Source organism: Kitasatospora sp. NPDC097605, from assembly GCF_040302725.1.
Taxonomy (GTDB): domain Bacteria; phylum Actinomycetota; class Actinomycetes; order Streptomycetales; family Streptomycetaceae; genus Kitasatospora.
Genome location: NZ_JBEOSF010000051.1, coordinates 36,783 through 59,831 on the forward strand (window position 1 = coordinate 36,783; position 23,049 = coordinate 59,831).

Sequence of the window (23,049 nt, forward strand, 5' to 3'; positions counted from 1 at the left end):
GCCCGGGCTCCGGACGTCTGCGGCGGCGGTGCGGCCTCAGGCCGCGGCGGGCAGCTCGTCCAGGCCCTCGGCGACCAGCTTGGCCAGGCGGTCCAGGGCCTGGTCGGCGCCCTCGGCGTCGGAGGCCAGCACGACCTCGTCACCGCCCTGCGCGCCGAGCGCGAGCAGGCCGAGCATGGAGCCGGCGTTGACCGGGTTGCCGCCGGGCTTGGCGATGGTGATCGGCACGCCGGTGGCCGCGACGGCCTTGACGAAGACGGAGGCGGGACGGGCGTGCAGGCCCTCGGGCCAACCGATGGTGACGCGGCGCTCAGCCATGAGACGTGCCTTTCCGGTAAAGCTGGTCACGGCCGTGATGGGGAAGACGGACGTGTTGTCTAGACCAGTGTTGCACGCAGGCGACCCCTCGGAGCCGTCGCGTTCGGGACTTGTGATTGTTTCTTTCAGGGCCATAAACGGCGCATAATCCCCGTTCAGCGGCCCTGTCCACCCTGCCGTGAACGCACGTCCGGCGCCATTCGGCTCGCCGCCGGATAATCTGACGGTCGTGGACGACTCTGCGGTACCGCGACCCGAGCCGGAGTACCCCCAGCACTGGGAGGCCGACATCCTCCTGCGCGACGGCGGTACGGCCCGGATCAGGCCGATCACCCCCGCCGACGCCGGCCGCCTGGTCGAGTTCTACGAACAGGTCTCGGACCAGTCCAAGTACTTCCGCTTCTTCGCGCCCTACCCCCGGCTCTCCGACAAGGACGTCCGCCGCTTCACCCACCACGACTTCGTCCACCGGGTCGGCCTCGCCGTCGTCGTGCGCGACCGCTTCATCGCCACCGTCCGCTACGACCGGATCGACCACGACGGCCGCCCCTCCGAGACCGGCACCGACGCCGAGGTCGCCTTCCTGGTCCAGGACGCCCACCAGGGCCGCGGCGTCGCCTCCGCGCTGCTGGAGCACATCGCCGCCGTCGCCCAGGAGCGCGGCATCCGCCGCTTCCAGGCCGAGGTGCTGCCGGAGAACCGCAAGATGGTGAAGGTCTTCACCGACGCCGGCTACGTCCAGCGCCGCAGCTTCGCCGACGGCGTGGTCCACCTGGAGTTCGACCTCGAACCCACCGCCGCCTCGCTCGCCGTGATGCGGGCCCGCGAGCACCGCGCCGAGGCCCGCTCCGTCCAGCGGCTGCTCACCCCGCGCTCGGTGGCGGTGATCGGCGCCTCCCGCCGCCCGCAGACCGTCGGCCGGGCCCTGCTGCGCGACCTGCTCGCCGGGTTCGCCGGCGACGACCGCCCCGTCCACGCGGTCAACCGCAACGCGGCGCCCGGCACCGAGCTGGACGGCGTCCCGGTGCACCGCTCGATCCTGGACATCCCCGGCCCGGTCGACCTCGCGGTGATCGCCGTCCCCGCCTCCGCCGTCCCCGAGGCGGTCGCCGAGTGCGGCGCGCACGGCGTCCAGGGCCTGGTCGTGGTCACCGCCGGCTACGCCGAGACCGGCCCCGAGGGCCGCGACCGCCAGCGCGCCCTGGTCCGCCAGGCCCGCGCCGCCGGCATGCGGGTGATCGGCCCCAACGCCTTCGGCCTGATCTCCACCGACCCCGGGCGGCCGCTCAACGCCTCGCTCGCCCCCGTGCTGCCCGCGCGCGGCGGCTTCGGCGTCTTCTGCCAGTCCGGCGCGATCGGCGTCGCCCTGCTGGAGGCCGCCCACCGGCGCGGCCTCGGCATCTCCTCCTTCGCCTCGGTCGGCAACCGGGCCGACGTCTCCGGCAACGACCTCCTCCAGTACTGGGAGGAGGACCCGGCTACCGACGTCGTGCTGCTCTACCTGGAGTCCTTCGGCAACCCCCGCAAGTTCACCCGGATCGCCCGCCGGCTCGCCCAGGCCAAGCCGGTCGTCGTGGTCAAGGGCGCCCGTCACACCGGCAGCCTGCCGCCCGGCCACGCCGTCCCCGCCACCGCCACCGGCCTCAGGGACGCCACCGTCGACGCCCTCTTCCAGCAGGCCGGCGTCACCCGGGTGGAGACCATCACCGAGCTGTACGACACCGGCGAACTGCTCGCCCTCCAGCCGCTGCCGCCCGGTGACCGGGTCGCCGTGATCGGCAACTCCGACTCGCTCGGCCTGCTCACCCACGACGCCTGCCTCTCGGCCGGCCTGCGCCCGCGCACCCCCGTCGACCTCACCACCGCCGCCACCGGCGAGAACTTCCGGATCGCGCTGGACACCGCGCTGAGCGACCCCGGGGTGGACGCGGTGATCGCCGTCGCCATCCCGCCGATCGGCACCTCCGCCCATGCCTTCATGGGCGGCCGGCTCACCGCCCCGGACGACCCCGAGCTCGGCTCCGACGACCCGGAGATCGCCGCCGCCCTGCTCGACGCCGGCGAGCGCGCCCGCGCCGCCGGCAAGCCGCTGGTCCTCGCCCACCTGGCACTCACCGACCTGCCCGGCCGGCTGCGCCCCGGCGGCATCCCCGCCTACCCGGCGCCCGAGCGGGCCGTGCGCGCCCTCGCCCACGCCGTCCACTACGCCGACTGGCGCCACCGGATGGCCGCCGCCGAGGAGACCGCCCGGGTCCCCGAACTCGACCGGATCGACGAGGCCGGCGCCCGCACCCTGGTCGAGGCCGCGCTCTCCACCCGCACCGCGATCGCCGCCCGCACCCAGCCCGGCGGCGCCCGGATCACCCTGCCCGACGCCGACGCGGCCGCGCTGCTCGCCCGCTACGGCGTCGACGTCTCGCCGACCCTGCCCGCCCCCGACGAGGAGAGCGCGGTGCGCGCCGCCGCCACCCTCGGCTACCCCGTCGCGCTCAAGGCCACCGCCCCCCACCTGCGCCACCGCCCCGACCTCGGCAGCGTCCGGCTGGACCTGACCGGCGAGCCGGGCCTGCGCCGCGCCCACCGCGAGCTGGACGCCCTGCTCGGCGGCGCCGCCCAGGCCCAGCTGGTGGTCCAGCGGCTCGCCCCGCGCGGGGTGGACACCGTGATCGGTGCCACCGTCGACCCGGCGGTCGGCGCGATCCTCTCCTTCGGCCTGGCCGGCGCCCCCGCCGAACTGCTCGGCGACGTCGCCCACCGGCTGGTTCCGGCCACCGACCAGGACGTCGCCTCGCTGGTCCGCGAGGTCCGGGCGGCGCCCCTGCTGTTCGGCTGGCGCGGTGCCGAGGCGGTCGACACCGACGCCCTGGAGGAACTGCTGCTGCGGGTGTCCCGGCTGGTCGACGACCTGCCAGAGGTGGCCTCGGTGGATCTCGAACCGGTGGTCGTCGCCCCGCACGGACTGGCGATCCTGGGGGCGCGCGTACGCATCGCACCCCTGCCGGTCCGCAGTGATCTGGGCCCGCGCGCCATGAGCACGCTGTAACCTTCCTTGGTTGCGTCCGGACCGCGGGCGCCGTTGTCCGAAGCTCGGCGCCGCGCCGCCCGCTTCGTCGGCGGACCATGCCAGGATGGAGTTATGGCGAAGACCGGTACCACCACCACGCAGGACCTGCGTTCCGCGATCGAGCGCAGCGGCTACTACCCGGCCCTGGTGTCCGAGGCGGTGGAGTCCGCGGTGGGTCCCGAGCCGATCACCTCCTACCTGGTGCACCAGGAGACCACCTTCGACGCCAACGAGGTCCGCCGGCACGTCACCGTGCTGGTGCTGACCCCGACCCGCTTCGTGGTGAGCCACACCGACGAGCAGACCGGCGACGCCAGCAGCCCCGCCGTCCCGCTGGCCACCACCTCCACCGAGAGCGTCCGCCTGGACCGGATCAACTCCGTCGTGGTGAGCCGGATGGTCGCCAACCCGGAGACCTACACCCCGGGCACCCTGCCCCGCGAGGTCGTGCTGACCATCGGCTGGGGCGCCGTCCAGCGTCTCGACCTCGAACCGGCCGGCTGCTCCGACCCCAACTGCGAGGCGGACCACGGCTACACCGGCTCGGCCACCGCCGACGACCTCTCCCTGCGGGTCAGCGAGGCCGGCGACGGCCCGGAGACGGTCGCCCAGGCCCTGGTCTTCGCCCGCGCCCTGTCCGAGGCGACCATCACCGACGGCCCCCGGGTCTGATCCGCGGCGCCGCCGGCCGCCCCGCGCGCCGGCCGCCCACCGTCCCGCCCGCCTCCCGCCCGCCGACCCGTACCGCCGTCACGCCCGCCGCCGTCGCCGCCGCCACGCACCGACCCGCGCCGTCCGGACGCCGCCCCCAATCGCCCGGACCGTACCGGCCAGCCAGGAAGCCACCTCCGCCACCATGCCCTTCGCCCCCGACGGTCACGACGCCTTCGAGCTCCTCGACCCCGCCGCCGCGCCCGCGCCCCCCTACGGCACCGGCTCGCTCTGCGACCTGCTGCCCTCGGTGGCGGCCGGCCTCGGCGTCCCCGGCTTCGAGGCGGCGCTGCCGCTGGCGCCGGCCGACCGCGCGGTGGTCTTCCTCGTCGACGGCCTCGGCTGGGAACTGCTGCTGCGCCACCCCGAGTACGCGCCGTTCCTCTCCTCGCTGACGGCCGGCTCGCTCGGCGGCACGGGCCGCCCGCTGACCGCCGGCTTCCCGTCCACCACCGCCACCTCGCTGGCCTCGGTCGGCACCGGCACCCCGCCCGGTCTGCACGGCCTGGCCGGCTACACGGTGGCGGTGCCCGGCGCCGGCCACCTGATGAACCAGCTCCGCTGGCAGCCGCACACCGACCCGGGCACCTGGCAGCCGTACCCGACCGTCTTCCAGCGGGTCGACGCCGCCGGGGTGGCCACCGCCCAGGTCTCCTCCCCGCTGTTCGCCCAGACCCCGCTCACCCGGGTGGCGCTCTCCGGCGGCACCTTCCTCGGCCGCACCACCGGCGAGGAGCGGATGGACCGGGCCGCCGCCTGGCTGGCCGAGCACGACCGCGCGCTCGTCTACACCTACGTCAGCGAGCTGGACGGCGCGGGCCACCGCTTCGGCGTGGACTCCGACGAGTGGCGGATGACCCTGGACGCGGTCGACCGGCTGGCCCGCCGGCTCGCCGAACAGCTGCCCCCGCGCTCGGTGATGTACGTCACCGCCGACCACGGCATGATCGACATCGCCCCCGAGGACCGGATCGACTTCGACGAGGACTGGGAGCTCGGCGCCGGCGTCGCCCTGCTCGGTGGCGAGGGCCGGGCCCGCCACGTCTACGCCGTGCCCGGCGCCGCCGCCGACGTGCACGCGGTGTGGAGCGAGGTGCTCGGCGACCGGATGTGGGTGGCCACCCGCGACCAGGCGATCGCGGCCGGCTGGTTCGGTCCCACCGTGGACGAGCGGGTCTACCACCGGATCGGCGACGTGGTCGCCGCCGCCCGCGACGACATCGCGATCACCGCCTCCCGCAACGAGCCCGGCGAGTCCGCGATGATCGGCCTGCACGGTTCGATGACCCCGGTCGAGCAGTTCGTGCCGCTGCTCGAATTCCGCCGCTGAATTCCCTTGATGCGAAAGGCCTTTGCACCACCCATGGCTGAACTGGTGTTCTTCTCCGGCACGATGGACTGCGGGAAGTCGACGCTCGCGCTCCAGATGGACCACAACCACGCCGCCCGCGGCCGGCAGGGGATCATCCTCACCCGCAACGACCGGGCCGGCGCGGCCACCATCTCCAGCCGCCTCGGCCTGCGCGCCGACGCGGTCGAGGTGGCCGACGACTTCGACTTCCACGCCCATGTGGTGCACCGGCTCTCGGCCGGCGGCCGGGTCGACTACCTGATCTGCGACGAGGCCCAGTTCTTCACCCCCGGCCAGATCGACCAGCTCGCCCGGGTCGTGGACGAACTCGACATCGACGTCTACACCTTCGGCATCACCACCGACTTCCGCACCCGGCTCTTCCCCGGCTCGCAGCGGCTGATCGAGCTCGCCGACCGGGTCGAGGTGCTCCAGGTCGAGGCGCTCTGCTGGTGCGGCGCCCGGGCCACCCACAACGCCCGCACCGTCGGCGGGGTGATGGTGGTCGAGGGCGCGCAGGTGGTGATCGGCGACATCTCGGTCCGCGAGGACGAGGTCGGCTACGAGGTGCTCTGCCGCCGCCACCACCGCCGCCGGCTGACCGCCGCCACCGCCCGCGCCGCCGTCCTCTCCCCGGACGTCCTCCCCTTCGAGGAGCAGCAGGCCTAGACCGTCTCCAGCACCGAGAAGTGCCCGCCGCGCGGGTCCGCCAGCCGGACCGCGCGGCCGCGCGGCGTCGGGTGCGGTCCGACCAGCACCCGGCCGCCCAGCTCCACCGCCCGGCGGGCCGTCAGTTCCGCGTCGGCGACCGCGAAGTGGGTGCGCCAGCGGGGCGGGTGGCCGCGCAGCTCGGCGCCGCGCCGGATCCCGGCCACCGGCCGGCCGCCGACCAGCAGCGCCGACCCGCCCTCGTCCTCCGCCACCGGCACCCCGAGCACCGCGCGGTAGAACACCGCCGCGCCGTCCGCGTCCGGGGTGAGCAGCTCCGCCCAGGCCGGTCCGCCCGGCTCGGGGCCGGCCTCCCGCCCGAGGTGCTCCTCGCCCTGCCAGAGCCCGAAGACCGCCCCCGAGACGTCCGCGGCGATCGCCAGCCGCCCGGCCCGCTCCGCCTGCAGCGGTCCGACCGCGACCGTCCCGCCGCACTCCCGCACCAGCTGGGCCGAGCGGTCCGCGCTGTCCACCGCGAAATAGGTGGTCCACTGCACCGGGAAGCCGGTCACCGAGGACACTCCGAGCCCGGCCACCGGCGCCTCGCCGAGCCGGGCCCGGACGTACGCGCCGAGCTGTGTGGGCCCCTGGGTGAACGTCCAGCCGAGCAGTTCGCCGTAGAACGCCCGGGCACCGGGCAGATCGTCGGTCATCAGGCTGACCCAGCACGGGGTGCCCTGGGCCAGCCTAAGTGTCAGCGCGGACATGACAGGTCTCCTCGGGGGCGGACGGGCGCACGAAACGGCGCAGTGAGGGTGATGCTTCCACCGTGGCGCGCGTCGAACCCTCGGGCCGCGCGGAAAGTCCGGCAAAGACCGCACAAAGAGCACCGGTGCGGTGGCACTGCGCCAGAATGACCGCCATGACCACCCTTCACGATGACTCCCCGCTGGTGTCGGCGGCCGGACTCCGGGAGGCGCTCGCCTCCGCGAACCCGCCGGTCCTGCTCGACGTGCGCTGGCAGCTCGGCGGCCCGCCCGGCATCGAGGACTACACCGCCGGCCACCTGCCCGGCGCCCATTTCGTCTCCCTCGACACCGACCTCGCCGCCCCCGCCGGCCCGCCCGGCCGCGGCGGCCGCCACCCGCTGCCCGACCCGGAGGAGTTCGGGGCCGCGCTGCGCCGCTTCGGGGTCTCGGCCGACCGCCCGGTGGTGGTCTACGACGGCGCCACCGCGCTGGCCGCCGCCCGCGCCTGGTGGCTGCTGCGCTGGGCCGGCCACCCGGACGTCCGGGTGCTGGACGGCGGGTACGCGGCCTGGCGGGAGGCCGGAGGGCCGGTCACCACCGAGGTGCCGCCCGCCGGGGAGGGCGACTTCAAGCCGGTGCCCGGCCAACTGCCGGTGACCGACGCGGACGGCGCCGCGGCCTGGGCGCGCGAGGCGCTGCTGCTGGACGCCCGGGCGGGGGAGCGGTACCGGGGCGAGACCGAGCCGATCGACCCGCGGGCCGGCCATATCCCCGGCGCGCTCTCCGCGCCGACCACCGAGAACGTCGGCCCCGACGGCCGCTTCCGGCCCGCCCCGGAACTCGCCGCCCGCTTCCGGGCGCTGGGCGCGGGCGAGCGGGAGACCGCGGTCTACTGCGGCTCCGGGGTGACGGCCGCCCACCAGATCCTGGCCCTCGCGGTCGCCGGCCTGCCGGCCACCCTCTACCCGGGCTCCTGGAGCGAGTGGTCCGGCGACACGACCCGCGCGGTCGCCGTCACCGAGCAGCCGGGCTGAGCCCGCACACGGCGAAGGGGCGGACGGCCGTAGCCGTCCGCCCCTCTTCGCGGGTCGCTCCCGCTACTCCTGCTTCTTGCGCCGGCTGCCGAAGACGATCTCGTCCCAGCTCGGCACGGTGGCCCGGCGCCCGGGCCGGACGCCGTCCGCCTCGGCCTGCCGGTCGGTGGTGCCGACCAGTCGCTCCCGGTGCGGCGCGACCGCGCGCGGCATCAGGATGTCCGCGTACGCCGAGCCCGCGCCGACCGCCGGGGCGGCGGCCGCCGGCTCCTCCGCCTCCTCGGCCACCTCGGCGGGCACCGGCTCGATCGGCGGCGGCGCGCCGACCGCGAGGTCGCCGCGGAAGGCGGGCACCACGTCCAGCAGACTGGTCAGCGAGTCGCGGGACTCGGCCGTCGCCTCACGGGACTCCCGCACCTCACGCGCCGACATGATCCGGTCCGCGGAGGGTCGGTCGATCATCGGACGCGGCGGCCGCTCCTGGGGGAGCCGGGCGATCCGCGGGATGAACGGGAAGACCGACTCCTCCTCGCGCTCGACCGTTTCTCCGATCAGCGCGCGGGCCTCGTCGTCGTTCGGCTGGACCAGCCGCCGGGGCGGGTCGTACGTCCAGCAGGCGCTGCGGCCCTCGCCGTCGGCCCGGTAGGAGAGGATGACCTCCCAGGTGCCGTCGTCGCGCCGCCAGGAGTCCCAGCGCTCGGTCTCCTTCTCCGCGCCGCGCAGCGCCAGCCGTTCGGCCACCGCCTCGCCCAGCTGCGGGCCGGGGGCCTCGCCGTGCCGGCGGATCGCGGTCTTGCGGGCCCGCTCGGCCATGAAGGCGCGCTCGGCCAGCACCGGACCCTCGAAGCGGCGGACCCGGTCGACGGAGATGCCGGCCGCCTGCGCGACCTCCTCGGCGGAGGCACCGGCTCGTATCCGCGCCTGGATGTCACGGGGGCGGAGGTGGCTCTCGACCTCGATCTCGATCTGGCCGAGGCGCGGCCGGTCACCACGGATGGCGGCACGCAGCCGCTCATCGATGGGAAGGGTGTACTCCGTGCTGTCGGCAGCCTTGAGCACCAGCCGTGTGCCGTCGTTGCTGACGGCCACAACCCGCAGTTCGGGCACGGTTACCTCCCGGGTGGTGCCTGCCGACGTCACCTGCGTCGCTGCTCCCGTACTGAGTGTGGCCTGCCCGCTCGCGACTGGCCACAACCTTGCTGAGTTCCCCGGCGTGTCGGGCTCACGCCCGGCCACGCCGCTGTGGCACGGTTGCCTTTTTGCCACGTCATCCGTCGACGTCGCGCCTGGGTGTCCCGGCCGTCCTCGCACGCGCAGTGAACGCGACGGTCCGGGACGGGCGTCGCCGTGCGTGCCTGCGCCATAGCTCTTCGTCAAGCTGCCGGTTGATGGGCAGTCGACAAGTCGACCCGGGCCTCAGGCTTTACGAACAGTACTCCATTCGTGGCATCCAGAGCGGCGGCTCGCCGCTCAAGTCTCCCGCGATTCACGGGAATCTCAAGAGCACGCGACCCCAATGGCCGAGGATCGGCCGATGAACGGTGATCATCTTCACATATATCTTCCGAGAAGAACCGCATTTTCGACCCTTGTGTCCTTCTTTGGGCAAGATGGAGTGACTTGTTCGAAGGACAGTCGTACTGACGCGAGGGATGTTGATGCCGCAGGTGAAGCCCGACCAGGACGGAGCCGAGGAAGGTCGCAGGCGAATTGATCTGAGTGTGGCTCAGGTCGCCGCCAGCGCACTGGCGACCGTGGTGGGGGCGGTGCTCGCGTCCGAACTCGGGGTGTACGGCACCATTCTCGGCGCGGCGGTGGTGAGCATCGGCGCGACCACCGGCGGCGCGGTGTTCCAGCACCTCTTCAAGCGCACCGGCGAGCAACTGCGCGGCGCCGTCGACCGGACCGCCGGGCCGGGGCAGCTGGCGAACGGGCTGCGGCAGGCGCCGGAGCCGGCCCCGGCGGCGGACCCGCCGGTCCCGGCGCAGTGGAGCACCCCGCGGGTGGTCCGGGCGCGGCGGCGGTGGACCTGGAAGTCGTACGCGGCGGTCTCGGCGCTGGTGTTCACCCTCGCGATGGTGCCGATCCTCGCCTTCGAGCTGGCGACCGGGCAGCCGGTGTCGGCGACGGTCAAGGGCGAGTCGGGCACCGGCACCTCGATCGGCGGCCGGGTCGACCGGAAACCGACCGTCCCACCGGGTGACGCGCCGTCCTCCGGACCCGCCTCGGTGCCCTCGCCGTCGGCCGGCGGGGACGGCGGGGCCTCCGGGCGGCCGAGCCCCGGCACCCGTCCGGGTTCCGGGGGCGACGAGCCGTCGTCCTCCCCGTCGGCCGGGTCCGGCGCGGGGGCGAGCACGGCGCCGTCCGCGACACCTTCCGAGCGCCCCGGCGGCGAGCCGTCCGCGCCTCCCGCGCCGTCCGCGTCCGGCAAGCCCTCCGCGCCGTCCGGCGACGGGGCCGCCTCCACGAAGCCGTCCGGCGCCGCGACCCCCAGGCCCCCGGCCCCGAGCACCGCCGTCGAGCCGCCCAAGCCCCCGGCCCCGGCCGCCCCGGAGGCTCCGGCCGGCTCGGCGGGCTCGGCGGGCTCGGCATCGGAGCAGGGCTAGGCCCCCAGCACCCGGCGCAGGTAGTCGTTGCCGAAGCGGCGGTCCGGGTCCAGCTCGTCGCGCAGCGCGGTGAAGTCCGCGAAGCGCGGGTAGACGCCGGCCAGGTACTCGGCGTCCCGGGTGTGCAGCTTGCCCCAGTGCGGGCGGCCCCCGTGCTCGGTCATCAGCCGCTCGACCGCCGTGAAGTACCCCTGCTCGGCGGTGCCCCGGTAGAGGTGGACGGCGATGTAGGCGGTGTCCCGGCCGTGCGCGGTGGAGAGCCAGACCTCGTCGGCCGGCGCGAACCGCACCTCGACCGGGAAGCTGATCCGCCAGCCGGAGCGCTCGACCATCGCCCGCAGCTCGCGCAGCACCTCGCCGGCCGCGGCGCGCGGCACCGCGTACTCCATCTCGATGAAGCGCACCCTGCGGGGGCTGGTGAACACCTTGTACGCGGTGTCGGTGTAGCTGCGGTCCGACCAGGCGCGGCTGGCCAGCGCGGCGATGGCCGGCACCGAGCCGGGGAAGCGGCGGCCGACCCGGCAGGCGCCCTCCCAGACGGTGTTGGAGAGGAAGTCGTCCTCCAGCCACTCCTTGAACCGGGGCAGCGGCGCGGCCGGGCCCTGGCTGCGGTTGTTCCGCTTGGTGGAGCAGCGGTCGGTGTGCGGGAACCAGTAGAACTCGAAGTGCTCGTTGACGGCGGTCAGGTCGTCCAGCCGCTCCAGCACCTCGTCGAAGCGCATCGGCTGCTCGTGCGCGGTGAGCAGGAAGGACGGCTCGACGGCGAGGGTGAGCGCGGTGATCACGCCGAGCGCGCCGAGGCCCAGCCGGGCGGCCTCGAAGAGCCGCGGGTCCTCGGTGGGGGAGCAGCGCCGGACGCTGCCGTCGGCGAGCACGATCTCCAGGCCGCGGATCTGGGCGGCGAGCGAGCCGGAGTCCCGGCCGGTGCCGTGGGTGCCGGTGCTGGTGGCGCCGGCCACGGTCTGCACCTCGATGTCGCCCATGTTGGTGAGCGAGAGGCCGGCGGCGGCGAGCACCCGGTTGAGCCGGTGCAGCGGCAGCCCGGCCTCGACGGTGATCGTGCCGTTCTCCCGGTCGATCTCCCGCACGGCGGTCAGCGCGTGCGGCCGCACCAGCACGCCGTCCCCGGCGGAGGCGATCGCGGTGAACGAGTGGCCGGACCCGATGGGCTTGACGGTCCGGCCCTGGTCGCCGGCGCGCAGGATCTCCTTGGCCAGCTCCTCCGCGGTGCCGGGGGTGATCACCCGGGCGGGCACGGTGCTCTGGTTGCCCGCCCAGTTGGTCCAGCGGGTGCGGGTCGCGGTACTGGCCTGGGGCATTGCGGCGCCTCCTGCTCCGTGGCCGAACGGCGTCGGCTCACCTCGGTCCCTACCCGTGGGTAGGCCACGGGTAGGGAGGAGGGTAAGTCAGGTCACCGTTCGAGGTCCACGGTTTCGGCCGCGGCCGGCGCGCTCTCCCCGGTGGTCACCCCGGCCCGGAGCCGGCCGAGCCCGCCGAGCGCGGCCACCACGCCGAAGACCCCGGCGGTCAGCGGCACCCAGTAGCCCGCCGCGGCCCCGCCCGCGTCGACCACCCAGCCGCCGGCCGAGGAGCCGAGCGCGACGCCCAGTGCCAGGCCGGTGGTCGTCCACGTCATGCCCTCGGTCAGCTGGGCGGCCGGCACCAGCCGCTCGACCAGGGCCATCGCGGTGATCAGCGTGGGGGAGATGGCGATGCCCGCGATCAGCAGCGCGCCGCCGACCGCCATCAGGCCGCCGACCCCGTTCACCGTCTCGGCCAGCAGCAGCAGCGGCACCATGCTGACGGCCATGAGCACCACGCCGGCGAGGAAGCGCACGGCCATCGACCCGGCCGGCTTCAGCGCGCCGAAGACCATGCCGGCCACACAGGAGCCGAGCGCCCAGAGCGCCAGGATCGGACCGGAGGTGGCGCCGTGTCCCTGCGCCTTGGCGAAGGCGACGGTGACCACCTCGACCGAGCCGAAGATCGTGCCGGTGGCCACGAAGGTCATGATCAGCACCTGGAGCCCCTGGTTGAGGATCACCGGGCTGCCGGTGTGCCGGGCGGCCGGATGGACCGGCGGCTCGGTGGAGCGCTGGGCGGCGAACAGGGCCACGCCCACCGCCAGGAAGACGCCGGCGAGCAGCACGCCCGCCTCCGGGAAGACCGCGGTGGCCAGCGTCACCGAGAGGATCGGGCCGACGATGAAGCAGATCTCGTCGACCACCGCCTCGAAGGAGTACGCGGTGTGCAGCTTCGGTCCCTCGTCCCGGTACAGGTGCGCCCAGCGGGCCCGCACCATCGCGCCGGTGCTCGGCATCACGCCCAGCCCGGCCGCGAACACGAACAGCGTCCAGTCCGGCGCCTCGAACCGGGCGGACAGCAGCAGGCCGATCGCGGCGACCACGGCGAGCGCGGTGGCCGGCAGGACGATCCGGCGCTGCCCGTGCCGGTCCACCAGCCGGGAGACCTGGGGTCCCAGGATCGCGGCGGACACCGCCATCGTCGCCGAGACCAGACCGGCCACGCCGAACGAGCCGCGCAGCTCGGAGAGCATCGTGACGATGCCGATCCCCGTCATGGAGATCGGCAGCCGGGATATGAACCCGGTGGACGAGAAGGCCAGACTGCCGGGGGCGGCGAAGATCTGGCGGTAGCTGGACAGCACAAGGGCTCCGCGGGGGTAAGGAACGTCGCTGGCAAAGACAGCTTACGAACCTTGGCAAACGTTATTTTCCGGGCACCGGGTGCGGCCCCGGCACCGGCCCCCCTGTTCACAGTGGCAGGATCGGTTCCATGTCCGACGCGCGCAACACAACCGTCACCGGCGCCACTCCCTACGACGCCCTGCTGCTGCTCTCCTTCGGCGGGCCCGAGGCCCCCGAGGACGTCGTCCCGTTCCTGGAGAACGTCACCCGCGGCCGCGGCATCCCCAAGGAGCGGCTCCAGGAGGTCGGCAAGCACTACTTCCTGTTCGGCGGCGTCAGCCCGATCAACGGACAGAACCGCGAGCTGCTGGCCGCGCTGCGCAAGGACTTCGCCGAGCACGGCCTCGACCTGCCGGTCTACTGGGGCAACCGGAACTGGGCGCCCTACCTGATCGACACCCTGCGCGAGATCGCCGCCGACGGGCACCGCCGGATCGCCGTCCTCGCCACCAGCGCCTACGCCGGCTACTCCGGCTGCCGCCAGTACCGGGAGAACCTCGCCGACGCGCTGGCCGCGCTGGCCGCCGAGGGCCTGCCGGAGCTGACGGTCGACAAGCTGCGGCACTTCTACAACCACCCCGGCTTCGTCGAGCCGATGATCGACGCCACCGTGGCCGCCCTGGGCCGGCTGCCCGAGGAGGTCCGGGCCGGCGCCCGGCTGGCGTTCACCACCCACTCGATCCCGGACACCATGGCCGAGACCTCCGGCGCCCCCGACGACCCGGCCCGCGGCCGCCCCGGCGGCGCCTACGTCGCCCAGCACCTGGACGTGGCCCGGCTGGTCGCCGCCGCCGTCGCCGAGCGCACCGGGGTCGCCGACCGCCCCTGGGAACTGGTCTACCAGAGCCGCAGCGGGGCCCCGCACATCCCCTGGCTGGAGCCCGACATCTGCGACCACCTGGAGGCGCAGCAGACCGCCGGCGCCCCGGCCGTGGTGATGGTCCCGATCGGCTTCGTCTCCGACCACATGGAGGTCAAGTACGACCTGGACACCGAGGCGGTGGCCAAGGCCGCCGAGCTCGGCCTGCCGGTCGCCCGGGCCGCCACCGTCGGCACCGACCCCCGGTTCACCGCCGCCGTCCGCGAACTCGTCCTGGAGCGGGCCGCCGCCGAGCGGGGCGAGCCGGTGACCCGCTGCGCCCTCGGCACGCTCGGCCCCAGCCACGACGTCTGCGCCGTGGCCTGTTGCCCCAACCCGCGCGCCCCCCGCCCGGCCGCCGCCGAGCGCTGACCCGTTCCGCCTCCCGAGGAGAACCCCGTGTCCAGCCCCGCCGTGCCCGATCCCGCCCTGCTCGACGAGCTGCTCGACGTCGCCCTGGACGCCGCCCGCCGGGCCGGCACCCTGCTGCTGGAGGGCCGGCCCGCCGACCTCGGTGTCGCCGGCACCAAGAGCAGCCCGGTCGACGTGGTCACCGAGATGGACCTGGCCTCCGAGAAGCTCGTCCTGGAACTGATCACCACCCGCCGGCCCGAGGACGGCTACCTGGGCGAGGAGGGCGCCGAGCGGCCCGGCACCAGCGGCGTGCGCTGGGTCGTCGACCCGCTCGACGGCACCGTCAACTACCTGTACGGCCTGCCCTCCTGGGCGGTCAGCGTGGCCGCCGAGCTGGACGGGCGCGCGGTGGTCGGCGTCGTGTACGCCCCGGCGCGCGGCGAGCTGTTCCACGCGGTGCTCGGCCGCGGCGCCCGGCTGGACGACCGCCCGCTCGCCGCCCGCCCGGCCCCGCCGTGGGGCCAGGCGCTGATCGGCACGGGCTTCGCCTACGTCCGCGAGGTGCGGGTCCGGCAGGCCGAGGTGGTGCTCGGGCTGATGCCCGAGGTGCGCGACATCCGCCGGGGCGGCGCCGCCGCCGTGGACCTCTGCGACGTCGCGGCCGGCCGGCTGGACGGCTACTACGAGCGCGGGCTGGCCCCCTGGGACCGGGCGGCGGGCTGCCTGGTCGCGGCCGAGGCCGGCGCCCTGGTCGGCGGCCGCCCCGGCCGCGGCGCGGACGGCGAGCTGACCGTGGCCGCCGCCCCCGGCGTCTACGAGCCGCTCCAGGAGCGGCTGGCCGCGCTGAACGCCTGGGCGGACTGAGCACGCGAAGGGCCCGCCCTCCCCGCCGCCGCAGCGGTCGGGAGGACGGGCCTTCCGGGCGACGAAGAGCCCTGACATACGGGGGATGCCAGGGCCTGGTGTTTCGCGCGGCCCCCACAGGGCCGCTGGTGCCGGAGGTCCGGCGACGGGTCGGGCTGGGCTGGGCTCAGGCGGCGGTGCGGTGGCGCTCCAGCACCGTGTCCACGCCGTGCTCGGCGGCGAGACGGCGCAGATCGTCCAGCTCGGACTGTTCCACCTCGGCGAGGAACTCGTCCCCGGCCTCGATCGCGCGGTGCAGGTCCTGCTCGGCATTGGCGATGCGCTGCAGGATTCCGGCGGTGAAGGCGTCCATACGGGCCCCCTTACTGTGTCGGACGTGCACGGTCGTGCGCCCCCCGCCCCGGGGTGACGGTAGCCAGCGGAAGCGTCCGGTCCGGGCCGTGAAGATCTCCGGACGGGCGCGGAGACGGCCCTCGGCCGCTCCCGGTGACGCCCCAGCCCCAGGGCCGGCGCGGATGAACGCACGGCGGGTGGGTGCGATCGGCTCAGAAACCGGATCGCGGGTGTGCAGCTGTCCTCCCCACCCCCGGGGCGCGGAAACCTCCCGGTGGAAGAAAGTTGCCCGCGTCACAGTCCAATCGGACTGCTTCCGCCACGAACCGCGGCCGCGGGCGACCGGCGCCGGCCGCGGGCAGCCCTGCCTCCGGGGCAGCTTATCGCTGCCTTACCGCCCGACCAGGCAGGATGGAGGCAGCGTCGGAGCCGCGCGTCCGCATCCGGGGCCGGCCTGAAGAAGGGACAACCACCGTGCGGGTTCTCGTCGTCGAGGACGAGCAGCTGCTCGCCGAGGCAGTGGCCACCGGTCTGCGCCGCGAGGCGATGGCCGTCGACGTGGTCTACGACGGGGAGGCCGCGCTCCAGCGCATCGCGGTCAACGACTACGACGTGGTGGTGCTCGACCGCGACCTGCCGCTGGTCCACGGTGACGACGTCTGCCGCAGCGTGGTGGACCAGGGCCTGGCCACCCGGGTGATCATGCTGACCGCCTCCGGCGACATCAGCGACCGGGTCGAGGGCCTGGAGATCGGCGCGGACGACTACCTTCCGAAGCCGTTCGCCTTCAGCGAACTCGTCGCCCGGGTCCGCGCCCTGGGCCGCCGCGCGACCGTCCCGCTGCCCCCCGTCCTGGAGCGGGCCGGCATCTCGCTCGACCCCGGCCGCCGCGAGGTCATCCGCGACGGCCGCACCGTCCAGCTCGCCCCCAAGGAGTTCGCCGTCCTCGAGGTGCTGATGCGGGCCGGCGGCGCCGTCGTCTCCGCCGAGCAGCTGCTGGAGAAGGCCTGGGACGAGCACACCGATCCGTTCACCAACGTCGTGCGCGTCACCGTGATGACCCTGCGCCGCAAGCTCGGCGACCCGCCGGTGATCGTCACCGTCCCGGGTTCCGGCTACCGGATCTGACCGGACGCGGCTCCGACCGGAACCCGCGGTCCCGGATCCCAGCTCCCACCACGCGCCCGCCCCGGCGGACGTCCCGAGAGGACCATCATGACCACCCCGCCCCCGGCCGGCGGGCCCTCCGGCGCGCCCTCCGGCGGGCGCGCCGTGCCCGACCGGCCCGTACCGCCCAAGCCGGCCCACCCGCCGCGCGCCCCCCGCCTGCACTCCTCGAACGACACCTACGTGCCCGGCGACGGCATGCTCGCCTGGCTGCCGTTCCGCCCCACCATCCGGATCCGGCTCACCCTGCTCTACGGCGGGATGTTCCTGATGGCCGGCGTGGTGCTGCTGCTGCTGATGTACGTCTTCGTCAAGCAGGCCCTGCGCGACGTCCAGCCGCCGCCCTTCGACTTCGGGCCGACCGGCGCCCGGGTCAACGGCGTCTGGATGAGCACCGAGCAGTTCAACCAGTACCTGGCCAACATGCACACCGTGAAGTCGGACAGCGCGCTCAACACCCTGCTGCGCAAGTCGCTCACCATGCTGGTCTGCCTCGCCGTGATCGCCTTCGCGGCCGGCTACGCGATGGCCGGCCGGGTGCTGCGCCCGCTCGGCCGGATCACCCGCACCGCCCGCGAGGTGGCCTCCTCCGACCTGCACCGGCGGATCGAGCTGGACGGCCCGGACGACGAGCTCAAGGAGCTGGCCGACACCTTCGACGACATGCTGGAGCGCCTCGACCGCTCCTTCGACTCCCAGCGCCGCTTCGTCGCCAACGCCTCGCACGAGCTGCGCACCCCGCTGGCGATCAACCGCACCCTGCTGGAGGTCCAGCTCTCCGACCCGCAGGCCTCGCCCGACCTCCAGCAGCTCGGCAAGACCCTGCTGGCCACCAACGAGCGCAGCGAGCAGCTCGTCGAGGGCCTGCTGCTGCTCGCCCGCAGCGACAACGAGCTGACCGACCGCCGCCCGCTGGAGCTCTCCGAGGTGGCCACCCGGGCGCTGGAACAGACCAGGGCGGAGGCCGCCAAGCGCGAGGTCGACCTGCGCGCCTCGCTGCACCCGGCGACGGTCGCCGGCAACGGCGTCCTGCTGGAGCGGATCGCGCTCAACCTGCTGCAGAACGCCGTCCGCTACAACGCCCCGGACGGCTGGGTCGAGATCACCACCGCCCCGGTGCCCGGCGGCGGCGAGCTGGTGGTCTCCAACACCGGCCCGGTCGTGCCCGGGTACGAGCTGGAGCACATCTTCGAGCCGTTCCGCCGGGTCAAGGGCGCCGACCGGACCCGCAGCGACAAGGGGGTCGGCCTCGGCCTCTCGATCGTCCGCTCGGTGGTCCGGGCGCACAACGGCACCATCGAGGCCACCCCGCGCGCCGGCGGCGGCCTCACCATGCGCGTGCGCATTCCGGGCGGGTGACGGCCCCCTGACGCGCCGGGCACCCTTCCCCTCCGGGCAGGGCGCCCTCCGGGCCCCCACGGCCCCGTCACGGCCCTTCCAGGGGCCGCGACGGGGCCGTTGCGCCGTCCGGGTGAGCCACGTCCGTGCGCGGACCATTCCCAGCCGCCCCCGCCAGGCCTGTCAAGACGACATAAGGCCTGGCGGGGGCGGCTTGTCATTTCCGGTCCGAGCAACTTACGGTGTCGTAACCTACGCGACCGTAAGTGCGGTCCGTACGGACTCCGGCGTACCCGTCCCCGCGCCCGTCCCGCGCGTGCCCGTCCCCCAGGAGCCAGACCCGTGACCATCGCCCCCGCGCAGCACAGCACCTCGCTCGGTTCGAGCGCCTGGACCGACACGCGGCTGATCCTGGCCCTCGAAGAGGTCGTCGAGAAGGAGCTCAACCGGCACCTCAAGGTCGCCAAGGAGTGGATGCCGCACGAGTTCGTCCCGTGGAGCCAGGGCCGCGACTTCGACGGCGTCCTGGGCGGCGAGGCCTGGGAGCTCGGACAGTCGAAGGTGACCCCGCTCGGCCGGGTCTCGCTGGTGGTCAACCTGCTCACCGAGGACAACCTCCCGAGCTACCACCACGAGATCGCGACCATGTTCGGCCGCGAGGGCGCCTGGGGGGAGTGGGTCCACCGCTGGACCGCCGAGGAGGGGCGCCACGGCATAGCCATCCGCGACTACCTGCTCACCACCCGGGCCGTCGACCCCAACGAGCTGGAGCGGGCGCGGATGGCCCACATGTCGGACGGCTTCGAGTCCGACAACGCGAACAGCATGCTGCAGTCGGTCGCCTACGTGGCCTTCCAGGAGCTCGCCACCCGCATCGCGCACCGCAACACCGGCCACTTCGCCGGCTGCCCGCTCGCGGACCAGCTCCTCGCGAAGATCGCCAACGACGAGAACCTGCACATGGTCTTCTACCGGAACCTGCTGAAGGCCGCCCTGGAGATTGCCCCGGACCAGGCGATGCGCGCCGTCGCCGACGTGGTGACCAACTTCCGGATGCCCGGCCACGGCATCCCCGGCTTCGAGCGGGCCGCCGCCCAGATCGCCCTCGGCGGGGTCTACAACCTGCGCATCCACCACGACGACGTGCTGCAGCCGGTGCTGCGCCACCTCAGGATCATGGACCTCGACGGCCTCGGTCCGGTCGGCGCGCAGGCCCAGCAGGAGCTCGGTGTCTTCCTCGACGGGCTGGACGCCCAGGCGACCAAGTTCGAGGAGCGGCAGGCGGCGCTGCTGGCCCGTCGCGCGGCCCGGCAGCAGGCGTAGGGCTTGGGCGGATTTTCCACGGTTTGCCCGGGGTGGCGACTAACGTGACCAAGCTCACACCGTGTCGCTCCATGGGATCGGACGACGCCGGAGAGTGATCGCCCGGCCGATCCCCCCGATCGCCGTCCGTGAGTGGGGCGGCGATCGGAGCGGGATCGGAGGATTGGCTCCCCTCCCTGGTGGGCAAGGGAATTGGCGAGCCCGACACGGCGCTTCGCTTACGGAGCGTGTCCACTATTCGGTCGTTCGCGCGTTGCGGTGATGGCCCTGCGTGAGGCCCCGAACGCCCGAGTGGATCACCCCAACGGACCCCTGGCTGAGTGTCGATTGAGTAACGGGGCTTGAAGTAAGGCAAAATCTCCGCCTCGGGTCGGGCACAAGACCGACCCCCCATGCGTTACGTGCGCTGGAGATACCGCACACACCGCACAACCCGGAGGGGGAGAGCGAAAAATGGCTACCGACTACGACACCCCACGCAAGACCGACGATGAGCTCAACGAGGACAGCATCGAGGAGCTCAAGGCCCGCAGGAACGACAAGGGCGGCAGCTCGGTCGACGTCGACGAGTTCGAGGCCGCCGAGGGCATGGAGCTTCCCGGCGCTGACCTCTCGAACGAGGAGCTCTCCGTCCGGGTGCTGCCGCGGCAGGCCGACGAGTTCACCTGCATGAGCTGCTTCCTGGTCCACCACCGCAGCCAGCTGTACAGCGAGAAGAACGGCAACCCGATCTGCCGGGACTGCGGCGCCTGAGGACCAGGGCGGTCATGACTCGGGTTTCGCGGTGTCCGCGAGACCGGTGCAACGCCCCTTCCGGCCCCGGGCAGCGGGGCCGGACGGCAGCTCCGGCGTCCGTCATGACGGACGCACCAGTCATACGGTCGGATGGAATGCGTTTCCCAGAAACGCGGAGGGACGGTACCGCCCAGGCGGTACCGTCCCTCTTCCTTGTGGTCGGGCGCCCTCAGGTGCGGGCGTTGCGGCGTGCCTCGTCCAGGGCCTCCGCCAGCTTCATCGGCGAGCGGGTCGACAGATAGAGGTACGGCGTCGGGTCCGTCGGGTCGCTCACCTCGACCCGCAGCGCGGTCGGCACGTAGCTGCGCAGCAGCATGAAGGCCCGCGGGTCGGCCTTGGGCCCGCGCCAGGCGGCGGCGTCCGCCGGGCCGAGCGCCTGGGCGGAGCCGAGGGCGTCCACCGGGATCCGGGCCGGGCCGGCCACCAGCGAGCCCTGGACCACCCGGATCCGGGCCGAGCCGTAACTGCTGATCGCGGCGGCGCCGGCGGCGATGCCGACCACCAGCCCGACCAGCGCGCCCACCGCGCTGAGGCGCAGCAGGATCAGCGCGAGGGTGAGGCCGATCACGACCGGGAACAGCCACCAGGAGCGCGGCACGGTGAGGCGTTCGTCGTACATGCCCTCCATTGTGGGCGCCATGACGGTGGGGGCCGGACGCAACCCCCGTCCCGGGCTCGGCTACCGGTCGGTAGGGTGGGGCGGCGTGACCGGTTCGACAGCCCCCACCGCGCCCGCCGTCCCCACGACCCCCACCACGCCGCCGCCGGAGGCCGTCCTCCCGCCGCGCGCCCCCGAGGCCCCCGCCCCCGGCACCCGGCTCGGCTCCCACTACGAGCACTGCTTCGGCTGCGGCCCGCAGCACCCCGGCGGCCTGCGGATCGACGCGGTGGCCGGCGAGGGCCTCGACGTCACCGCCGAGTTCACCGTCCGCCCGGAGCACCAGGGCGGTCCCGGCCTGGCCCACGGCGGCCTGCTGACCACCGCGATGGACGAGACCCTCGGCACGCTGAACTGGCTGCTGCACGCCCCCGCCGTCACCGGCCGGCTGGAGACCGACTTCCTCTCCCCGGTGCCGGTCGGCTCCCTTCTGCACCTGCGCGCCTGGGTCACCGGTGTGCACGGGCGGAAGATCTACAGCGCCGCCGAGGCGCGGATCGGCGGCCCCGACGGCCCGCTCGCGGTGCGTGCGCAGGCACTCTTCATCCAGGTGAAGCTGGAACACTTCACCAAGCACGGTCGTCCCGAGGACATCGAGAAGGTCCTCGACGACCCCGACCTGATGAAGCGCGCCCGAGCCTTTGAGGTGAACCCTTGAGCACCCCCCCCCGTGAGCCCCTCGACGTCCTGATCCGGCGGATCGACCCCGAGCTGCCGCTGCCCGCGTACGCGCAGCCCGGCGACGCGGGCGCCGACCTGCGGACCACCGTCGACGCCGAGCTGGCCCCCGGGGAGCGGGCGGTGCTGCCCACCGGGATCGCCATCGCGTTGCCCGACGGCTACGCCGCGTTCGTCCACCCGCGCTCGGGACTGGCAGCTCGTTGCGGAGTTGCTCTGGTGAACGCCCCAGGGACGGTCGATGCCGGGTACCGTGGAGAGATCAAGGTGATCGTCGTCAATCTGGACCCGCGCGAGGGCGTCAGCTTCCGCCGAGGGGACCGGATCGCCCAGCTGGTGATCCAGCAGGTCGAGAAGGCCCGCTTCCACGAGGTGGCGGAGCTGCCGGGGTCGGCACGCGCCGAGGGCGGGTTCGGGTCGACCGGCGGCCACGCCGCGGTCTAGGCTGCCCGCGGCCTCGCAGGAAGCCGAGCAGGTATTCGCATCGGTCTTGGACCGGGAAGGACAGTGACCGTGTTCCGTCGTCGCCAGAAGAGCGAGGACGCTGTCGAGCAGCTCGCCGACGACGCCATCAGCGCCGACGAGACGGCCGATGACGTCGAAGGTTCCGCCGAGAGCGAGAACGTGACCGAGCTGGACCCGGCGGACCGGGTCGGCCTGCCGCCGGCCCCGCGTCCGGACGGTCCGTGGGACCACTCCGAGCTGGAGAACCCGGAGGAGGGCCGCGTGGACCTCGGGGGCCTGCTGGTCCCCGGTGTCGAGGGCATGGAGCTCCGGGTCGAGGTGGCCGGCGACTCGATCGTGGCCGCCACCCTGGTCCTCGGCAACAGCGCCATCCAGCTGCAGGCCTTCGCGGCCCCCAAGTCGGAGGGCATCTGGGGCGAGGTCCGCGAGGAGATCGCCACCGGCATCACCTCGCAGGGCGGCCTCGTCGAGGAGGAGGAGGGTCCGCTGGGCTGGCACCTCCGCGCCCAGGTCCCGGTGCAGCTGCCGGACGGCACGCAGGGCGTGCAGCTGGTGCGGTTCGTCGGCTGCGACGGCCCGCGCTGGTTCCTCCGCGGCGTGATCTCCGGGCAGGCCGCCGTGCAGCCCGAAATGGGCGGGGTGCTGGAGCAGGTCTTCCGGCAGACGGTCGTCGTCCGCGGTGAGACCCCGATGGCGCCCCGCGACCCGATCGTGCTGAAGCTCCCCGAGGACGCGCAGATGGTCGCCGACGGCGGCGGCGCGGTCGCGGCCGCCGGCGAGGGCGACAGCCGCTTCGGCAACACCGCGCTGGACCCGTTCGCTCGCGGCCCGGAGATCACCGAGGTCCGCTGAGCACACCGCCCGAGCACGTCGATCGCCCCCGCCCGCACCACCGGGCGGGGGCGATTTGCATGTGGCGGCCCCGTCCCCGTACAGTTCCGGAGTCGCCGCGAGAGAGCGGGGACAAGCGGAAAGCGAAGTCGGTTGAATGAAACTCCGGAAAACGGAGCGGAAAACATCTGATAA

At 74.0% G+C, this 23,049-nt stretch carries 22 protein-coding genes; 15 read left to right on the plus strand and 7 right to left on the minus strand.

All coding sequences use genetic code 11. The annotated features are described in order from the left end of the window. Positions 1 to 36 precede the first annotated feature (36 nt). The gene (locus ABTX81_RS35865; RefSeq protein WP_350554427.1) at positions 37 to 318 is read right to left on the minus strand and encodes an HPr family phosphocarrier protein; all 282 of its coding nucleotides are present in this window, start codon (positions 316 to 318) and stop codon (positions 37 to 39) included. Between the two features lie 229 nt (positions 319 to 547). Here ABTX81_RS35865 and ABTX81_RS35870 point away from each other — a divergent pair, with 229 nt between their 5' ends. The 4 genes from ABTX81_RS35870 (at position 548) to ABTX81_RS35885 (ending at position 6,113) form a co-directional block, all read left to right on the plus strand. Further along, the gene (locus ABTX81_RS35870; protein WP_350554429.1) at positions 548 to 3,361 is read left to right on the plus strand and encodes a bifunctional acetate--CoA ligase family protein/GNAT family N-acetyltransferase; all 2,814 of its coding nucleotides are present in this window, start codon (positions 548 to 550) and stop codon (positions 3,359 to 3,361) included. Positions 3,362 to 3,454: 93 nt separating this feature from the next. Continuing rightward, positions 3,455 to 4,054 (plus strand): DUF5998 family protein, encoded by a 600-nt coding sequence (locus ABTX81_RS35875; protein ID WP_350554431.1) that lies wholly within the window; start codon positions 3,455 to 3,457, stop codon positions 4,052 to 4,054. A 184-nt stretch (positions 4,055 to 4,238) separates the two neighbouring features. Next, positions 4,239 to 5,423, plus strand: coding sequence for an alkaline phosphatase family protein (locus tag ABTX81_RS35880; RefSeq protein ID WP_350554433.1), 1,185 nt, complete (start codon positions 4,239 to 4,241; stop codon positions 5,421 to 5,423). Positions 5,424 to 5,456: 33 nt separating this feature from the next. Continuing rightward, on the plus strand, positions 5,457 to 6,113 hold the full coding sequence (locus ABTX81_RS35885; protein ID WP_350554435.1) for a thymidine kinase: 657 nt from the start codon (positions 5,457 to 5,459) through the stop codon (positions 6,111 to 6,113). Here the strand turns inward: ABTX81_RS35885 and ABTX81_RS35890 are convergent. Then, positions 6,110 to 6,859, minus strand: coding sequence for a VOC family protein (locus ABTX81_RS35890; protein WP_350554437.1), 750 nt, complete (start codon positions 6,857 to 6,859; stop codon positions 6,110 to 6,112). The two genes, ABTX81_RS35885 and ABTX81_RS35890, sit on opposite strands and share 4 nt — an antisense overlap. Before the next feature lie 155 nt (positions 6,860 to 7,014). Here ABTX81_RS35890 and ABTX81_RS35895 point away from each other — a divergent pair, with 155 nt between their 5' ends. Then, on the plus strand, positions 7,015 to 7,875 hold the full coding sequence (locus ABTX81_RS35895) for a sulfurtransferase (RefSeq protein ID WP_350554439.1): 861 nt from the start codon (positions 7,015 to 7,017) through the stop codon (positions 7,873 to 7,875). 63 nt (positions 7,876 to 7,938) lie between these two features. Here the strand turns inward: ABTX81_RS35895 and sepH are convergent, their stop codons facing one another. Next, entirely contained in the window at positions 7,939 to 9,015 is a 1,077-nt protein-coding gene (sepH, locus tag ABTX81_RS35900; RefSeq protein WP_350554441.1) for a septation protein SepH, read from the minus strand. 581 nt (positions 9,016 to 9,596) lie between these two features. Between sepH and ABTX81_RS35905 the strand changes: the two genes are divergently transcribed. Beyond that, positions 9,597 to 10,481, plus strand: coding sequence for a hypothetical protein (locus ABTX81_RS35905; RefSeq protein ID WP_350554443.1), 885 nt, complete (start codon positions 9,597 to 9,599; stop codon positions 10,479 to 10,481). Here the strand turns inward: ABTX81_RS35905 and ABTX81_RS35910 are convergent. Continuing rightward, the gene (locus tag ABTX81_RS35910) at positions 10,478 to 11,800 is read right to left on the minus strand and encodes a D-arabinono-1,4-lactone oxidase (RefSeq protein WP_350554445.1); all 1,323 of its coding nucleotides are present in this window, start codon (positions 11,798 to 11,800) and stop codon (positions 10,478 to 10,480) included. The genes ABTX81_RS35905 and ABTX81_RS35910 overlap by 4 nt on opposite strands. A 92-nt stretch (positions 11,801 to 11,892) precedes the next feature. Beyond that, a complete protein-coding gene (locus tag ABTX81_RS35915) occupies positions 11,893 to 13,149 on the minus strand; it encodes an MFS transporter (protein ID WP_350554447.1) in 1,257 nt (418 codons plus the stop codon). Positions 13,150 to 13,277: 128 nt separating this feature from the next. Between ABTX81_RS35915 and ABTX81_RS35920 the strand changes: the two genes are divergently transcribed. Both ABTX81_RS35920 and ABTX81_RS35925 read left to right on the plus strand, forming a co-directional pair. Next, complete coding sequence (locus tag ABTX81_RS35920) at positions 13,278 to 14,420, plus strand: ferrochelatase (RefSeq protein WP_350554449.1); 1,143 nt, start codon at positions 13,278 to 13,280, stop codon at positions 14,418 to 14,420. A 42-nt stretch (positions 14,421 to 14,462) separates the two neighbouring features. Continuing rightward, the gene (locus ABTX81_RS35925) at positions 14,463 to 15,266 is read left to right on the plus strand and encodes an inositol monophosphatase family protein (RefSeq protein ID WP_350554466.1); all 804 of its coding nucleotides are present in this window, start codon (positions 14,463 to 14,465) and stop codon (positions 15,264 to 15,266) included. A gap of 166 nt (positions 15,267 to 15,432) precedes the next feature. Here the strand turns inward: ABTX81_RS35925 and ABTX81_RS35930 are convergent, their stop codons facing one another. Next, the gene (locus tag ABTX81_RS35930; protein ID WP_030301315.1) at positions 15,433 to 15,618 is read right to left on the minus strand and encodes a hypothetical protein; all 186 of its coding nucleotides are present in this window, start codon (positions 15,616 to 15,618) and stop codon (positions 15,433 to 15,435) included. A 455-nt stretch (positions 15,619 to 16,073) separates the two neighbouring features. Between ABTX81_RS35930 and ABTX81_RS35935 the strand changes: the two genes are divergently transcribed. The 4 genes from ABTX81_RS35935 to ABTX81_RS35950 all read left to right on the plus strand — a co-directional run bounded on the left by ABTX81_RS35935 (position 16,074) and on the right by ABTX81_RS35950 (position 20,180). Next, on the plus strand, positions 16,074 to 16,727 hold the full coding sequence (locus tag ABTX81_RS35935) for a response regulator transcription factor (RefSeq protein ID WP_238863910.1): 654 nt from the start codon (positions 16,074 to 16,076) through the stop codon (positions 16,725 to 16,727). An 87-nt stretch (positions 16,728 to 16,814) separates the two neighbouring features. Then, positions 16,815 to 18,125: a sensor histidine kinase gene (locus ABTX81_RS35940; protein ID WP_350554452.1), complete on the plus strand. Its 1,311-nt coding sequence runs from the start codon at positions 16,815 to 16,817 to the stop codon at positions 18,123 to 18,125. A gap of 321 nt (positions 18,126 to 18,446) precedes the next feature. Continuing rightward, positions 18,447 to 19,427: an acyl-ACP desaturase gene (locus ABTX81_RS35945; RefSeq protein WP_350554454.1), complete on the plus strand. Its 981-nt coding sequence runs from the start codon at positions 18,447 to 18,449 to the stop codon at positions 19,425 to 19,427. Positions 19,428 to 19,880: 453 nt separating this feature from the next. Beyond that, entirely contained in the window at positions 19,881 to 20,180 is a 300-nt protein-coding gene (locus ABTX81_RS35950; protein WP_327681335.1) for a DUF4193 domain-containing protein, read from the plus strand. A gap of 211 nt (positions 20,181 to 20,391) precedes the next feature. Here ABTX81_RS35950 and ABTX81_RS35955 read toward each other — a convergent pair whose 3' ends face one another. After that, positions 20,392 to 20,841, minus strand: a complete 450-nt coding sequence (locus ABTX81_RS35955; RefSeq protein WP_502892930.1) for a DUF3093 domain-containing protein — start codon at positions 20,839 to 20,841, stop codon at positions 20,392 to 20,394. Between the two features lie 85 nt (positions 20,842 to 20,926). Here ABTX81_RS35955 and ABTX81_RS35960 point away from each other — a divergent pair, with 85 nt between their 5' ends. From ABTX81_RS35960 to ABTX81_RS35970, 3 genes are all read left to right on the plus strand, one after another. Further along, positions 20,927 to 21,538 carry a PaaI family thioesterase gene (locus tag ABTX81_RS35960; protein ID WP_350554458.1) on the plus strand — a complete coding sequence of 204 codons (612 nt, stop codon included), beginning with the start codon at positions 20,927 to 20,929 and terminating at the stop codon, positions 21,536 to 21,538. Continuing rightward, on the plus strand, positions 21,535 to 22,002 hold the full coding sequence (gene dut / locus ABTX81_RS35965; protein WP_350554460.1) for a dUTP diphosphatase: 468 nt from the start codon (positions 21,535 to 21,537) through the stop codon (positions 22,000 to 22,002). Before ABTX81_RS35960 ends, dut begins: the two co-directional genes overlap by 4 nt. A 69-nt stretch (positions 22,003 to 22,071) precedes the next feature. After that, positions 22,072 to 22,875, plus strand: a complete 804-nt coding sequence (locus tag ABTX81_RS35970; RefSeq protein WP_350554462.1) for a DUF3710 domain-containing protein — start codon at positions 22,072 to 22,074, stop codon at positions 22,873 to 22,875. The last annotated feature ends 174 nt before the right edge of the window (positions 22,876 to 23,049 follow it).

Coding starts and splice junctions, on each gene's coding strand:
- ABTX81_RS35910 (WP_350554445.1), bottom strand. CDS start 11,800: ATGCCCCAGGCCAGTACCGCGACCCGCACCCGCTGGACCAACTGGGCG.
- ABTX81_RS35885 (WP_350554435.1), top strand. CDS start 5,457: ATGGCTGAACTGGTGTTCTTCTCCGGCACGATGGACTGCGGGAAGTCG.
- ABTX81_RS35875 (WP_350554431.1), top strand. CDS start 3,455: ATGGCGAAGACCGGTACCACCACCACGCAGGACCTGCGTTCCGCGATC.
- ABTX81_RS35930 (WP_030301315.1), bottom strand. CDS start 15,618: ATGGACGCCTTCACCGCCGGAATCCTGCAGCGCATCGCCAATGCCGAG.
- ABTX81_RS35955 (WP_502892930.1), bottom strand. CDS start 20,841: ATGTACGACGAACGCCTCACCGTGCCGCGCTCCTGGTGGCTGTTCCCG.
- ABTX81_RS35890 (WP_350554437.1), bottom strand. CDS start 6,859: ATGTCCGCGCTGACACTTAGGCTGGCCCAGGGCACCCCGTGCTGGGTC.
- ABTX81_RS35920 (WP_350554449.1), top strand. CDS start 13,278: ATGTCCGACGCGCGCAACACAACCGTCACCGGCGCCACTCCCTACGAC.
- ABTX81_RS35880 (WP_350554433.1), top strand. CDS start 4,239: ATGCCCTTCGCCCCCGACGGTCACGACGCCTTCGAGCTCCTCGACCCC.
- ABTX81_RS35950 (WP_327681335.1), top strand. CDS start 19,881: ATGGCTACCGACTACGACACCCCACGCAAGACCGACGATGAGCTCAAC.
- ABTX81_RS35940 (WP_350554452.1), top strand. CDS start 16,815: ATGACCACCCCGCCCCCGGCCGGCGGGCCCTCCGGCGCGCCCTCCGGC.
- ABTX81_RS35895 (WP_350554439.1), top strand. CDS start 7,015: ATGACCACCCTTCACGATGACTCCCCGCTGGTGTCGGCGGCCGGACTC.
- ABTX81_RS35865 (WP_350554427.1), bottom strand. CDS start 318: ATGGCTGAGCGCCGCGTCACCATCGGTTGGCCCGAGGGCCTGCACGCC.